Annotated in this window: 11 protein-coding genes; 5 read left to right on the top strand and 6 right to left on the bottom strand. The window is 36.8% G+C overall.

The genetic code is table 11. The annotated features are described in order from the left end of the window. Window positions 1-14: 14 nt before the first annotated feature. On the top strand, window positions 15-1,217 hold the full coding sequence (locus tag GUB10_RS02240) for a proline dehydrogenase family protein (RefSeq protein WP_193709813.1): 1,203 nt from the start codon (window positions 15-17) through the stop codon (window positions 1,215-1,217). 263 nt (window positions 1,218-1,480) lie between these two features. Here the strand turns inward: GUB10_RS02240 and GUB10_RS02235 are convergent, their stop codons facing one another. From GUB10_RS02235 to gcvT, 4 genes are all read right to left on the bottom strand, one after another. Continuing rightward, complete coding sequence (locus GUB10_RS02235; protein WP_193709812.1) at window positions 1,481-2,200, bottom strand: YebC/PmpR family DNA-binding transcriptional regulator; 720 nt, start codon at window positions 2,198-2,200, stop codon at window positions 1,481-1,483. Between the two features lie 95 nt (window positions 2,201-2,295). Next, on the bottom strand, window positions 2,296-2,586 hold the full coding sequence (locus GUB10_RS02230; RefSeq protein WP_193709811.1) for a 4a-hydroxytetrahydrobiopterin dehydratase: 291 nt from the start codon (window positions 2,584-2,586) through the stop codon (window positions 2,296-2,298). Between the two features lie 89 nt (window positions 2,587-2,675). After that, entirely contained in the window at window positions 2,676-3,491 is an 816-nt protein-coding gene (locus tag GUB10_RS02225; RefSeq protein WP_193709810.1) for a sugar nucleotide-binding protein, read from the bottom strand. Window positions 3,492-3,496: 5 nt separating this feature from the next. Continuing rightward, window positions 3,497-4,579, bottom strand: a complete 1,083-nt coding sequence (gene gcvT / locus GUB10_RS02220; protein ID WP_193709809.1) for a glycine cleavage system aminomethyltransferase GcvT — start codon at window positions 4,577-4,579, stop codon at window positions 3,497-3,499. 399 nt (window positions 4,580-4,978) lie between these two features. Here gcvT and GUB10_RS02215 point away from each other — a divergent pair, with 399 nt between their 5' ends. Together GUB10_RS02215 and hutH are read left to right on the top strand one after the other, a co-directional pair. Then, complete coding sequence (locus GUB10_RS02215) at window positions 4,979-6,502, top strand: NAD(P)H-hydrate dehydratase (protein ID WP_193709808.1); 1,524 nt, start codon at window positions 4,979-4,981, stop codon at window positions 6,500-6,502. A gap of 246 nt (window positions 6,503-6,748) precedes the next feature. Beyond that, complete coding sequence (hutH, locus tag GUB10_RS02210; protein WP_193709807.1) at window positions 6,749-8,257, top strand: histidine ammonia-lyase; 1,509 nt, start codon at window positions 6,749-6,751, stop codon at window positions 8,255-8,257. Here the strand turns inward: hutH and GUB10_RS02205 are convergent. Both GUB10_RS02205 and GUB10_RS02200 read right to left on the bottom strand, forming a co-directional pair. Next, a complete protein-coding gene (locus tag GUB10_RS02205) occupies window positions 8,254-8,628 on the bottom strand; it encodes a hypothetical protein (RefSeq protein ID WP_193709806.1) in 375 nt (124 codons plus the stop codon). The genes hutH and GUB10_RS02205 overlap by 4 nt on opposite strands. Window positions 8,629-8,746: 118 nt before the next feature. Next, window positions 8,747-11,308: an ATP-dependent Clp protease ATP-binding subunit gene (locus GUB10_RS02200; protein ID WP_193709805.1), complete on the bottom strand. Its 2,562-nt coding sequence runs from the start codon at window positions 11,306-11,308 to the stop codon at window positions 8,747-8,749. Between the two features lie 250 nt (window positions 11,309-11,558). Between GUB10_RS02200 and gyrA the strand changes: the two genes are divergently transcribed. Beyond that, window positions 11,559-14,090 carry a DNA gyrase subunit A gene (gyrA, locus tag GUB10_RS02195; protein ID WP_193709804.1) on the top strand — a complete coding sequence of 844 codons (2,532 nt, stop codon included), beginning with the start codon at window positions 11,559-11,561 and terminating at the stop codon, window positions 14,088-14,090. Window positions 14,091-14,112: 22 nt separating this feature from the next. Then, the gene (locus GUB10_RS02190; RefSeq protein WP_193709803.1) at window positions 14,113-15,351 is read left to right on the top strand and encodes a tetratricopeptide repeat protein; all 1,239 of its coding nucleotides are present in this window, start codon (window positions 14,113-14,115) and stop codon (window positions 15,349-15,351) included. The last annotated feature ends 232 nt before the right edge of the window (window positions 15,352-15,583 follow it).

Here is a 15,583-nt window from a genome sequence, read left to right as displayed (position 1 = left end):
ATTAAGATACGCCCATGATCAAGAGAAAAATCTTTAACGATACAAAAACAGCTTTTAAGTTGAAATCTGATTTAGAGCTGGACCGTGCTATATTTTTGTTTAGCATGATGAATAGGAAAACGTTGGTAGATGCGGGTTCCTGGTTAACTAAGTTTTCATTGAAACTACATTTGCCGGTAGAAGGTATAATTAAAAAAACCATTTTTGAACAGTTTTGTGGGGGAATTACCGAAGAAGATTGTAAGCCGCTTACCAAAGAGATGTATTCTAAAAAGTTGCATAGTATTTTGGATTATTCGGTAGAGGGAAAAGAAACCGATGAACAGTTTGATGCCGCGTTAAACAAAAAGATGAAACTAATAAAGTTTGCGGCTAAAAGTGAAGAATTGCCTTTTTCTTTATTTAAACCAACCGGGATTGGAAGGTTTGCTATCTGGGAGAAAATTACCGAGCGCGTTAATTTAAGCGAAGATGAAAAGCAAGAATGGGAACGGGTGAAGGAAAGAGTGGATACATTATGCAAATGTGCTTACGAAAATAATGTACGATTATACGCTGATGCCGAGGAAAGTTGGATGCAACTTGCTGCCGACGAACTGATGGAAGACATGATGAAGAAATATAATAAGGATAAGATTCTTATTTATAACACCTTCCAGTGTTACCGTTGGGACAGATTAGAGTATGTGAAAAACCTACATGAAAAGGCCAAAAAAGAGGGCTTTAAAATTGGGGCAAAAATTGTGCGGGGTGCTTATATGGAAAAAGAGAATGCACGCGCGAAGAAATATGGATATACTTCACCAATTTGCGAAAATAAAGAGGCTACCGATGTTAACTTTAACAGTGTCATGTCTTATTGTTTAGCTAATCTTGATGATATCCACTTGTTTATTGGAACCCATAACGAGGTTAGTAACTATTTGGCTTTGCAGAGTATGGAAGATAAAGGCCTGCCCTTTAACGATAAGCGTATTTGGTTTAGTCAGTTGTATGGTATGAGTGATCATATTAGTTATAACCTGGCTAAAAAGGGCTATAATTCTGCAAAACTATTACCTTTTGGCCCTGTTAGGGATGTAGTACCTTATTTATTAAGAAGAGCGCAGGAAAATACTTCTGTGAAAGGCCAAACGGGTCGTGAGCTTTCACTTTTACAAGAAGAAAAGAAACGAAGAAAAGGCGAACCTACCAAACACGATAGGGGAGAGCATTAAAATAAAAAGCTGTTTAGAAGTTTTAATTATTATACTCGTCACCCTGAACTTGTTTCAGGGTCTAACATATTTTAATTATCCACATATTAGATTCTGAAATAAATTCAGAATGACGGTTTTAGAAATTTATTGGCACCGCCAAAGGGTGTAATACCCCGAGGCTTGCCTCGAAATTAAAAAATTGTTTCTAACGAATGCCTCGTGGGCTTGCCCCGAGGTAGTTTACTTCCAAACAGCTTTTTTATATCTATTGGTTGAAGCGATTAAGCTTCGGTTTCTTCCATGGTGTGATATACATTTTGTACATCATCATCTTCTTCCAGTTTTTCCAATAGTTTCTCTACATCGGCAGCTTCTTCCGGGGAAAGCGGTTTTGTAACCTGTGGAATTCTTTCAAATCCTGAAGAAAGAATTTCTATATCCCGGTTTTCCAATTCTTTCTGAATGGCCCCGAAATATTCGAAAGGGGCATAAATATGTATGCCGTCTTCATCTTTAAAAACTTCTTCGGCCCCAAAATCTATAAATTCCAGCTCCAGTTCTTCCACATCCAAACCTTCTGGGTTTAATCTGAAATTGCAGGTGTGATCAAACATAAATTCAACCGATCCTGAAGTTCCCAGGTTTCCGTCACATTTATTAAAATGCGATCTAACATTGGCTACGGTACGATTGTTATTATCTGTGGCAGTTTCCACCAATACAGCGATTCCGTGCGGTGCATAACCTTCAAAAAGTACTATTTTATAATCCCCCTGGTTTTTATCACTTGCCCTTTTAATGGCACGTTCAATATTATCCTTGGGCATATTTACACTTTTCGCGTTTTGGATAACTGCCCTTAGTTTAGCATTGGTATCAGGATCAGGGCCGCCTTCTTTAACGGCCATCACAATATCTTTTCCAATGCGGGTAAAGGCTTTGGCCATTGCAGACCAACGTTTCATTTTACGTGCCTTTCTAAATTCAAATGCTCTTCCCATTTATTCTGAATAAAAAATTGAGACAAAAATAAAAAAAAAGCTTCCAATTCAATTTAAAATTGAAAGCTTTAAATTTTAATATACTTTTTTTGTGTTTAGGCTGATGCTTCTACGATTTCTTCAATAGCTTTTGCCAGTTTAAAATCTTTCTCGGTAACACCGTTGGCATCATGGGATGTGAGCGAAATTTCTAATTCGTTATACACATTGCCCCAATTAGGATGGTGTTGTTGTGCTTCAGCTTCAAAGGCTATTCGCGTCATTACCGTAAATGCCTCTTTAAAATTTGCAAACTGAAAAGAGGTATGAATTGCGTTATTATTGTAAACCCAACCCTCAAGATTTTTCAGTTTTTTGTTGATTTCTTCTTCACTTAGTTTAGTCATGAGAGTTATTTTTATGATTCATCTTTAAATTTAAGCAACTAAAGCCTGAATTTTTAATCTAAATTATTTTTAGTACAAGATTAACACACCTATTGCTTTACAGAAGCTTTAGCAACCTGATGTACCGAAACCTGTAAATTTTCAGGAAGTAAATTCTCTTTAGGTAAAACGGCTAAAAATCTATCGAAATTAGAGTTGTAAATGTTTTTGAAAACTAAATTTTTATACCCCAATACCTCGCAAACCTCTTCGATAAAATCTTTTTGATGTACTAAATCTGAACTGCCCAAATGAAAAACACCCTGTCTTTTTCTATTGATGATATAGTGTATTTGCTGGGTTAGTTTTTCAATTTCGGTAACATTAATAACAACATTTGGGAAAACCTCCAGGGCCTGCCCAAATTCAATTTGCGACTTAATTAATTTTAAACGTGGGGAATTATGCCCAAACACCATAGGGAGGCGTAAAATATTGTATTTATGGTTAGGCAATCTTAATAAGGCATTTTCAATCTTAATTTTAAACCTACCATAGACACTTTGCGAAAGGGTTTTATCATATTCGTAAGATGGGAAGTTGGTAAATGCATCAAATACGTTTGCCGACGAGATAAATAAGAGTTTACAATGATGGGTTAAGATGTAATTTATAATCTCGAAATGTGCATTAATTTGAGCATCGAAACTCCCCCGAATGGCAGAAATTATTACCGTAGGTTTTACATTTTGCAGAAGGATTTCAATGTTTTCAGTTTCCATATCGTATTGATGAAACTGATGGTTTTCTTCAAATCCTGTGTTGGGTGTATGGTAGGTGCCGTGTGTATCAAAAAAGGAGCATAGCTCTTTATATAAGGCATTGCCTATAAAGCCGCTTGCTCCTAAAATTAATATTCGTTCCAAAAAAATTAGCCTTTATAAAAGGGTAATTTCACCTGTACGGCAGGAATGGATTTTTTTCTGACTTTTATAAAAATCTTGTTGCCAAATTTAGCAAGTTCGGTAGTTACATAACCTAAACCAATTCCTTTTTCCAGTGAAGGTGACATTGTCCCAGATGTTACTTTGCCAATAACCTTGCCATTTTCATCTTCAATTTCGTAACCCTGGCGTGGTATTCCGCGTTCTTCCAATTCAAAAGCTATTAGCTTGCGTTTTGGCCCTTCTTCCTTTTCTTTTTTTAAGATTTCAGCACTAATAAAGTCTTTGGTAAATTTAGTGACCCATCCTAATTTTGCCTCAATAGGGGAGGTAGTTTCATCTATATCGTTTCCATAAAGACAAAAGCCCATCTCTAACCTTAAAGTATCACGCGCGGCAAGTCCAATTGGTTTTATTCCAAAATCTTTTCCGGCTTCCATTACGCGATCCCAAATTTGCTCGGCATCTTCGTTTTTAAAATAAATTTCAAATCCGCCGCTACCGGTATAGCCCGTAGCCGAAATAATTACCTTGTCAATTCCGGCAAACTCGGCAACTTCAAAAGTGTAGAACTTCATATTGCTAAGATCTACATCAGTGAGTTTTTGCATGGCTTCGGCGGCTTTTGGGCCCTGGATAGCCAGTAGGGAAAACTCGTCTGAAATATCACGCATAGTAGCATCCATCGTGTTATGTTGCGCAATCCAGTTCCAGTCTTTATCTATATTTGAAGCGTTTACTACCAGTAAATACTTTTCGGCATTAATTCTATAAATAATTAAATCGTCTACAATGCCGCCTTTTTCGTTGGGCATTACAGTGTATTGTGCTTTCCCATCTACCAATTTTGATGCATCATTAGTAGTTACTTTTTGAATAAGCTCTAAAGCGTGCTCGCCGGTAATGAGAAATTCTCCCATGTGTGACACATCAAAAACACCTAAATTTTCCCGAACATTTTGATGTTCAATATTCACACCTTCATAAGAAACCGGCATATTGTAACCGGCAAAAGGTATCATCTTGGCATTAAGTTCTTTATGCCTTGCGGCTAGGGCAATCTCTTTCATTTTCTTTAAAATTTGCGCTAATTTATTGATTTCGGTTTGAATATAATATTAAAATGGGGTTTTTGTGAAGAATCATTAAATACAAATTAAACTAACGATTGTACTATAAATTAGTAGCTTTTATAAGCATCTATTGCAACTAAAAATAAATGCTGGTATACTTACAATGAATGGTGAAAAATTTGTTTCCAATTTCTTGAAATTAAATGTGTTAGTTTATAGTGTCTGAAGTTTGGTTCTTTAAGAAGTAGCTTTCTATGTTTAATTTGTAATTTTATAATAGTAAGTAAGCCCGTGGCAAGCCCAAAAAATCATTAAGTCAAAAGATTCTTTATCCATAGGCAGTCCTGATAACTAACTGTTGAAATAAATCTAAAGTAAAATTCAAGCAATCTAATTATGAAAATATTATCTGCAGCACAATTAAATGAAGCCGATAAAATTACTATGGAAACCGAAGGGATTTCCAGTACGCGTTTAATGGAGCGAGCGGCAAGTATGGTTTTTGGTGAAATTCATGAGAGGCTGGAGGGTGCGGATATTGCTATTAAAATTTTCTGCGGAATAGGAAACAATGGTGGCGACGGACTTGTAGTTGCGCGTTTGCTGCATAAATATGGCTATAAAGTGAGCGTGTATGTGGTGAATTATAGCGATAAACGCTCTGATGATTTTCTGGTGAATTATGATAGATATAAAAAGGAAAGCAATACCTGGCCGGATCTTATAAAAAGAGCCGAAGACTTCCCTGAAGTTGCCCCGGGCGATTTTGTAGTGGATGCCATTTTTGGAATTGGCTTAAACCGCCCTGCCGAAGGTTGGCTTGAAGAATTACTGAGACATATTAATCAGTCTGGTGCTTTTTGTTTGGCGGTTGATATGCCTTCGGGCTTGTTTCCGGATAAAGCTCCCGCTAAAGATGCTGCAGTTATTAAAGCGAATTATACGCTTACTTTTCAAACTCCGAAGCTCGTTTTTTATTTACCGCAAACAATGCATTTTGCAGGCGAAGTGCAGGTTTTGGATATTGGATTGGACCGCACTTTTTTAAAAGCAGTTAAACCTCTTGCCCAGTTAATAGGTAAACGTGAAGCAAGACAACTTTATAAAGCACGCCCTAAAAATACCCATAAAGGAGACTATGGGCATTGTCTTGTGGTAGGTGGAAGTTATGGTAAAATAGGGAGCATTTCGCTTTCGGCCAGAGCAAGCTTAAGAGCCGGAGCAGGCTTGTGCAGTATTTTTTCACCTAAATGCGGCTATACCATTTTGCAAACCACGCTGCCGGAAGCGATGGTAATTACCGATAAAAGTGAGCACGAACTCACCAATATTGAAACAGATTTTGAGCCAGATGTTATTTGTTTTGGAATGGGGGCAGGAAAATCGGCCAATACGGTGAAAGCTTTTAAAACTTTGTTGGGGCAAATCAAAAGCGTTATGCTAATTGACGCTGACGGTTTAAATATGCTTTCTGAAAATAAAGAATTACTGGCATTGCTTCCTAAAAACTCGGTTTTAACGCCGCATCCAAAAGAACTTAAGCGCTTAATAGGTGAGTGGGAAGATGATTTTGATAAGATGAAAAAGATCGAAACTTTTACAAAAAAGTATAAAGTGATCCTGGTTTTAAAAGGCGCCCATAGCTTTGTTTTTAGCGGCAAGCATATTTATATCAATAACTCAGGAAACCCTGGTATGGCTACCGCCGGAAGTGGCGATGTACTGTCGGGAATTATTGCGGGTTTAATGTCACAAAAATATGAGCCACTTGTGGCGGCTATTTTAGGCGTTTATTTACACGGGCTTTCAGGGGATATTTGTGCTGAAAAACTTGGCTACGAAGCTATGCTTTCCGGTGATATTAGTGACAATTTGGGAAAGGCTTTTTTGGCTTTAATGAAAGATGAAAAAAGAGGCTAGTTATACTTATAAATGTTTAGGTCTTTTATTTTTAAAAATTCTTAAATATTCTGCTTTAAATTTGGATTGCATTGGTTTAAATAAGAATTTTGGCAGAGATCTTAGAGAATTGTAAGAAGTTAAAAACTTTTATACACTTTCTATTTTTATAATTAAATAAACAATCCTTATAAAACCGGGTTTAGCCAGCTATTATTGCTACTGTAATGGCTTAAGGTTAAGTCATGGTGTTTAAAACCATAATTTATGCAATCCCATCATTATATCAGTTCAGCCATTTTAGACTTAGAAATAATTGAAGATATTTTGGTGAATAGAAAAAAATTGGCACTTAGTGAAGAAGCCGAATCTAACATTAAAAAGTCTCGAACGTACTTAAACAAAAAAATTACCGAGAGTGACACTCCTGTGTATGGAATAAATACCGGTTTTGGTGCTTTGTGTAACGTAAAAATAAGTTCGGGTAAATTAACCGAGCTCCAGGAAAATTTGGTTAAATCTCACGCTTGCGGTACAGGTGATAAAGTGAATAAAGATATTGTGAGATTAATGCTTTTGCTTAAAATTCAATCTTTAAGTTATGGGAATTCGGGTGTTGCATTGGAAACCGTGTTAAGGCTAATAGATTTTTACAATCTTGATATTTTACCGGTAGTTTATGAACAAGGCTCTTTAGGAGCCTCGGGAGACCTTGCACCCTTAGCACATTTGGCTTTGCCTTTAATTGGTGAGGGAGAGGTTTACTTTGAAGATAAAATAATAAGCGGGTCGGAATTATTAAAAATTCAAAATTGGGAAGCTTTAAAGTTACAATCTAAGGAGGGCTTAGCTTTGCTTAACGGTACACAGTTTATGAGTGCCCATGGGGTATATGCACTGCTTAAATCTTTTAAGCTATCTTATCTGGCCGATCTAATTGGTTCTATATCTATAGATGCTTTTGATTGTAATTTATCACCATTTGATGAATTGGTGCATCTGGCCAGACCGCATAGAGGGCAAATTAAAACGGCTGAACGGATTCGAAAATTTTTAGACGATAGCCAAATTGCCAAAAGCGAAAAAGATAATGTACAGGATCCTTACAGTTTTAGATGTATACCACAAGTTCACGGGGCAAGTAAGGATACCTTAAGTTTTGTAAGGAAAACTATTAAAACCGAGATTAATTCGGTTACCGATAACCCCAATATATTTATTGAAGAAGATAAGATTATATCAGGAGGAAACTTTCACGGTCAACCATTGGCACTTGCGTTAGATTACCTGGCAATTGCGATGGCAGAACTTGCTAATATTTCAGAAAGAAGAACTTATCAACTAGTTTCGGGACTTCGGGGCTTACCGGCATTTTTAGTAGAAAATCCGGGTTTGAATAGCGGATTTATGATTCCGCAGTATACGGCTGCGAGTATAGTAAGCCAAAATAAGCAACTTGCTGTTCCTGCCAGTGTAGATTCTATTGTTTCATCAAATGGGCAGGAAGATCACGTAAGTATGGGGGCTAATAGCGCTACAAAACTTCTAAAAGTGGTGGAGAACCTAAACAGTGTTTTGGCTATAGAACTTTTTAATGCTTCCCAGGCGATGCACTTTAGAGAACCGGCAAAAACCTCAGTGATTTTGAGTGAAGTTTTGGCCGGATTTAGAAAGGTGGTGCCCGTATTACATACAGATGTAACTATGGCACCACATATACAAGCTTCCAGGCGATATCTTAACAATTTTAATTTTACCGAAAATATTTTTGATTAGATTCTAAACTGTATCCAGTTGATGGCCTGGTCTAAACTATCGAATACCGCAAAAGAATCAGGATCGTTGTAGAATTGGCGTTCTACATTGTGTGCATTCAGTTTAATAAGCTCATTTTCACTCACCACTGCAATAGCTTTTAAATTTTTATCAAGGGCAGAGTGCCTATAGACGAGTGGGTCTACTGCATAGGAGTTCTTTCTTAGTGAGATATAACCATAAGGTTTGTTTTTAAAAACTTCTTTGCCAATTTCTAATAATTTGGCGTTGTTTTCGGCATTAAAAAGAACGCCTTCTTTTAATTCGGCGATTAGAATATTTGACAGGATATGAACCTGCCCAAACTCTAATTCCAGAGTTTCTGTAATCATTAATGTAGGGATTAATAGAGTGCGAATTTAATATTTTTCAATGAATTTGATAAAAAAAGGTTATCTGAAAACAAATATTCAGATAACCTCTGTAAAAAGTATTAATCTTCAAAAAAACCTATGACTCCGGCTCTTCAATTTTTTTGTCAATTTTTATGGTCAATTCATTTTTATCTTCATCGAGATCCATAAAAATACTGTCTCCTTCTTTCAATTTAGAAGTAATTATTTCTTCGGCCAGTGCATCTTCAATATATTTTTGAATAGCTCTGTTTAAAGGTCTTGCGCCATACTGTTTGTCAAATCCTTTTTCAGCGATAAAATCTTTGGCTTTATCACTTAAGCTGAGGTTATATCCAAGACTTCCTATCCTGCTGAATAATTTAACTAATTCAATATCAATAATTTTATGGATATCTTCTCGTTCAAGACTGTTAAAGATTACTACATCATCAATTCGGTTCAAAAATTCTGGAGCAAAAGCTTTCTTTAGCGCGTTTTCAATTACGCCTTTGGCATTTTCATCAGCTTGCGAACGCTGGGAAGCAGTACCAAATCCTACTCCCTGTCCAAAATCTTTTAATTTTCTTGCCCCAATATTAGAGGTCATGATAATAATAGTATTTCGGAAATCTATTTTTCTTCCAAGGCTATCGGTTAAATACCCATCATCCAACACCTGAAGCAGCATGTTAAATACATCTGGGTGTGCTTTTTCAACTTCATCTAGCAAAATTACTGCGTAAGGCTTTCTGCGCACCTTTTCTGTTAGTTGTCCACCTTCTTCATAACCAACGTATCCTGGAGGTGCACCAATTAACCTGGAGATAGCAAATTTCTCCATATACTCACTCATATCTATTCGTATAAGAGAATCGTCATTATCAAATAATTCTCGTGCTAAAACCTTTGCTAATTGCGTTTTACCTACCCCTGTTTGGCCTAAAAATATGAATGAACCAATGGGTTTATTAGGATCTTTGAGTCCGGCGCGGTTTCTCTGAATAGCTTTTACAACTTTACCAACTGCATCATCCTGCCCAATAACCTTACCTTTAATTTTATGGGGAAGTTCCACCAATTTATTGCTTTCAGTTTGGGCAATACGGTTTACAGGCACTCCGGTCATCATAGAAACCACATCCGCAACGCTGTCTTCATCTACCGTTTCTTTATGCTTTTTAGATTCCTCTTCCCATTTCTCCTGTGCTACCTGAAGTTCTTTTTCGATATTTTTCTCATCGTCCCTAAGCTTGGCAGCTTCTTCATATTTCTGCTTTTTAACAACTGAGTTTTTATTAGCGCGAACCTCTTCAAGTTTCCGCTCCAGGTCTAAAATTTGCTTGGGAACATCTATATTTGTGATATGCACGCGAGATCCGGCTTCATCTAAAGCATCTATAGCTTTATCTGGTAAGAATCTATCGGTCAAATACCTGTTAGTTAGTTTAACACAGGCTTCAATAGCCTCGTCGGTATACGAAACGTTATGGTGCTCTTCGTATTTGTCTTTAATATTATTTAAAATTTCGATGGTTTCTTCTACCGAAGTAGGTTCTATAATTACTTTTTGAAACCTTCTTTCAAGCGCACCATCTTTTTCTATATACTGGCGATACTCATCTAAAGTAGTGGCACCAATGCATTGTATTTCGCCCCTAGCCAGCGCAGGTTTAAACATATTGCTCGCATCTAAGCTGCCTGTGGCACCACCGGCACCTACAATGGTATGAATTTCATCTACAAAAAGAATAATGTCATCATTTTTTTCAAGCTCGTTCATCACGGCTTTCATGCGTTCTTCAAACTGGCCACGGTACTTTGTTCCCGCTACTAAACTGGCAAGATCTAAAGTTACCACGCGTTTGTCAAAAAGTATTCTGGAAACTTTTCGCTGTACGATTCTAAGTGCCAGTCCTTCGGCAATAGCCGATTTACCTACCCCGGGTTCACCGATTAATAACGGGTTATTTTTCTTTCTTCTACTTAAAATTTGTGAAACCCTTTCAATCTCTTTTTCCCTTCCAACAACAGGGTCGAGCTTATCATTTTCGGCCATGGCGGTTAAATCCCTTCCGAAGTTATCTAAAACAGGAGTTTTTGATTTTTTAGAAGTTTTTCCCGGGCCACTGCCACCACCGCTAAACGGATTGTCTTTTGTTGCATCACCTGTATTGCTGTCATCATCTGAAAACGATTCGGCTGTTGGGCTGTCTTGAAAATCATTTTCATCGCTTGCGGTCATATATTTAAACTGATCTTTAACGCCATCATAATCTACTTTTAGTTTATTTAGTAGTTTAGTGGTAGGGTCGTTTTCGTTTCTTAATATGCAAAGCAATAAATGCGCTGTATTGATATTTGAGCTTTGAAAAAGCTTAGCTTCTAAAAATGTTGTTTTTAAGGCTCTTTCTGCCTGGCGGGTAAGGTGTAAATTCCTTTTCTCGTTAGAAATCACGGTAGATTCAGGATTAGCCGGGCTAAGAATTTCTACTTTACGCCTTAAATGACTTAAGTCTATGTCTAAGGCATTTAAAATATCTATTGCCTTGCCATCTCCGTCTCTAAGCAAGCCAAGCATAAGATGTTCAGTGCCAATAAAATCGTGGCCTAAACGCAATGCTTCTTCCTTGCTGTACGCGATTACATCTTTTACTCTTGGTGAAAAATTGTCATCCATCTTTATCTTCCTTTCTCTCTATGATTTATTCAGTACAAATATTTCAAAAATTGTACCTAATCCAATGATATTAGCTAATTGACAAAATTACTTTCAATAATCAAAGGTTAAAATAAGGAACTTATTAACGATAGCGCACTAAATTTTTGTTAATAAAATCTGGTTAAACAATACGTCAAACAGGGGTTTAGCTGCTATAAAATATGTAAATTGGCACGTTAGATTTGTGAACTAAATTAAATTTTACAATATGGCTGAAGGAGAAAAGCTTATTCCTATAAATATTGAAGATGAAATGAAATCGGCCTACATTGATTATTCAATGTCGGTCATTGTGTCACGTGCTTTACCAGATGTTCGTGACGGCTTAAAACCGGTGCATCGCCGGGTTTTATATGGGATGTATGAACTGGGGGTACTTTCTAATCGTTCCTATAAAAAATCTGCCAGGATAGTTGGGGAAGTTTTAGGTAAGTTTCACCCTCATGGTGATTCTTCGGTTTACGATACCATGGTACGTATGGCGCAACACTGGAGTATGCGGTATATGCTGGTAGATGGGCAGGGTAACTTTGGATCTGTAGATGGTGACAGCCCTGCAGCAATGCGTTATACCGAGGCCAGGATGCGTAAGATTAGCGAGGATATGCTGGCCGATATAGATAAAGAAACGGTAGATACGCAACTGAACTTTGATGATTCTATAAACGAACCGGTTGTACTACCAACTCGTATTCCTAATTTGCTTGTAAATGGTGCCAGTGGTATTGCCGTTGGGATGGCAACCAATATGGCTCCCCATAATATTTCGGAAGTAATAGACGGTACAGTTGCTTATATAGATAATCACGATATAGAGGTAGAGGGGCTTATGGAGCATATTAAAGCTCCCGATTTTCCTACCGGAGGAATAATTTATGGTTACGATGGGGTTCGGGAAGCTTTTAAAACAGGAAGAGGCCGTATTGTAATGCGAGCCAAGTCTAGCCTGGAGGAGATTAATGGTAAAGAATTTATTGTTGTTACCGAAATTCCTTATCAGGTAAACAAGGCAGATATGATTAAAAAGACTGCCGACCTTGTTAATGAAAAGAAAATTGAAGGAATTAGTCTTATCAGGGACGAGTCTGATAGGAATGGAATGCGAATCGTATATCAATTAAAAAGAGACGCCATTCCTAATATTGTTTTAAATACTCTTTATAAACATACTGCTTTACAAACTTCTTTTAGTGTAAATAATATTGCGCTTGTAAACGGTAGACCAGAGATGCTTAATCTTAAAGATATTATTTATCATTTTGTAGAGCATAGGCATGAAGTGGTTGTAAGAAGAACCGAGTTTGAACTTAAAAAAGCCGAAGATCGTGCCCATATCCTGGAGGGGTTAATTATTGCTTCAGATAATATAGATGAAGTTATTGCTCTAATACGTTCTTCTAACAATGCAGAAGAAGCAAGAAATAAATTAATAGAACGTTTTGAGCTTACTGAGGTACAGGCAAAAGCAATTGTTGAAATGCGTTTGCGCCAGCTTACCGGCCTGGAGCAGGATAAACTGCGTGCCGAGTATGATGAAATTATGAAAACCATTGAAGACCTTAAAGACATTCTGGCGCGAAAGGAACGCAGAATGCAATTAATTAAGGACGAACTTCTGGAAATTAAGGAAAAATATGGGGACGAAAGACGCTCTACTATAGAATATTCAGGTGGCGATTTAAGTATCGAAGATATGATTCCAGATGAGCGTGTTGTAATTACTATTTCCCACGCCGGATATATTAAAAGGACTTCATTAAACGAATACAAAACCCAAAATAGGGGTGGAGTTGGTCAAAAAGGCTCTAATACAAGAAATGAAGACTTCCTGGAATACCTTTTCTCTGGAACAAATCATCAGTATATGCTGTTCTTTACCCAAAAAGGAAAATGTTTCTGGATGAGGGTTTATGAAATTCCTGAAGGAAGTAAAGCATCTAAGGGTAGAGCTATTCAAAACCTTATTAATATAGACCCCGATGATCGTGTAAAAGCATTTATATGTACACAAGACCTTAAAGATGAAGATTACATCAATAAGCATTATGTAATTATGGCCACTAAGAAAGGCCAGGTAAAGAAAACCTCTTTAGAACAATATTCAAGGCCTAGAACCAATGGTATTAATGCAATTACCATTAAGGAAGATGATGAATTGCTAGAAGCAAAATTAACCAATGGTGATAGCCAGGTAATGCTTGCCGTAAGGAGTGGTAAGGCTATTAGGTTTGAAGAAGGAAAAACCAGACCAATGGGAAGAAACGCTTCAGGAGTAAGAGGTATTACTCTTGCCGATGATAAGGATGAAGTGGTAGGAATGGTTTCTGTTGAAGATTTCGATTCTGATATTCTTGTAGTTTCTGAAAATGGATACGGAAAAAGATCCAGTCTGGAAGATTATAGAATAACCAACCGTGGCGGAAAAGGTGTGAAAACAATATCTATTACCGAAAAAACCGGAAACCTGGTTGCTATTAAAAATGTTTCGGATAAAGAGGATATTATGATTATCAACAAATCTGGCATTGTAATAAGAATGGAAGTTGCTAATCTTAGAGTTATGGGGCGTGCAACCCAGGGTGTTAGATTAATTAACCTTAAAGGAAATGACGCCATAGCTGCTGTTGCAAAAGTAATGCATGATGAAGATGATGTAGACTTAATGGATGATGCAGAAAAGACTGTAGATACTGAAGAAAATTCGAATGGCACAACTATTGTAAACGATAGTGAAGAATAACTAAAATAAAAACCAAAACAAGATGAAAAGTAATATTTTTACTGTAGCCTTGTCACTTTTATCAGTGGCTGCGGTTGCTCAAAAAAGTGAAATTAAAGATGCTGGTGATGCCATAGATGATGGTAAATATGCCGAAGCTAAAACTCAATTAAAAACCGCTGAATCATTGCTTTCTGAAGCTAATGAGAAGTGGACAGAAAGGTTCTATCTCTATAAAGGTCAGGCTTATTTAGGAAGCGGGGAAAACGCTTCCCTTGAAGATTTGGAAATCGCCGCCGAAGCCTTTAAACAGGCTCAGGATTTAGGAAATAGTGATGAAGCTGTTCAGGGATTTGATCAGGTAAGAAATGCTTTGGTGCAAAGTGCTATTAACGATCAAAATACAGAGAACTATAAGAATGCAGCAGACAAGCTACATTATAGTTATCAGTTAAATAAGCAGGATACTCTTTATTTATATTACGCAGCAGCCAATTCTTTAAATGCGCAAGATTATACTACGGCATTAGAGTATTATGAAACATTAAAAGAGTTAGGTTTTGATGGTTCTGGTGTAGAATATCTTGCCACTAATGTAGAAACTGGTGAGGAAGAGGTAATGAATAAAGAACAGAGAGAGTTAATGCTTAAGACAGGTGAATATAAAGATCCTAGAGATCAAAAAATTCCATCTAAAAAGGGAGAGATAGCCAAGAACATTGCTCTAATTTACATTCAGGAAGGTGAAGACGAAAAAGCAATTGCTGCCATTAAGGATGCTAAAGAAGAAAATCCTGACAATGTTGCACTATTGCAAGCTGAAGCCGACGTTTATTACCGAATGGGGGATAAAGAAAAGTATAATGAGCTGATGCAGGAAATGGTTAAGAAAAACCCTAATGATCCAAATATATACTACAACCTTGGTGTAACTGCTGCTGAATTGGGAGATAACGAAAAAGCCATTGAGTATTATAAAAAAGCACTTGAGATAGATCCTGATATGACCAATGCCAGGATGAATATTGTAGTTGCTATCCTTGCTAAGGAGCGTAGTATTATTGATGAAATGAACGGTCTGGGAATGAGTAAGGAAGATAATAAACGTTATGAGGAGCTTGAAGAAGAACGAAATAAAATATATAAACAAGCCGTTCCTTACCTTGAAAAGGTGATTGAAGCCGACCCGGAAAATACTAATGTTATAAGAACCGCCATAAACATCTACAACCAATTAGGAGAAGATGAGAAAGCTAAAGCACTTAAAGCTAGATTGCAGTAATTAAACTTTAAATATACTATAAAAACCACCGGATATCCGGTGGTTTTTTTTTGGTCCATTATTAAAGTCTAATGTTTAGAAATTCATCTCAAAATCTTTTAAAAACTCATCAATATTTTTGGATTTTGTTTTTTATAGTCAATTATTCTTCATCTTTATTGCTTAAAAAAATTGTCTCATTACTATTTTTAGAAAAACCTTCGTTTCTTTAGGTTATTTGTTCTTTAATTTA

Origin of the sequence: Salegentibacter sp. BLCTC, from assembly GCF_015143665.1 — a bacterium.
Lineage (GTDB): Bacteria > Bacteroidota > Bacteroidia > Flavobacteriales > Flavobacteriaceae > Salegentibacter > Salegentibacter maritimus.
Note: the sequence above shows the minus strand (reverse complement) of the source record. Positions and strands in the feature narration are given on the sequence as shown.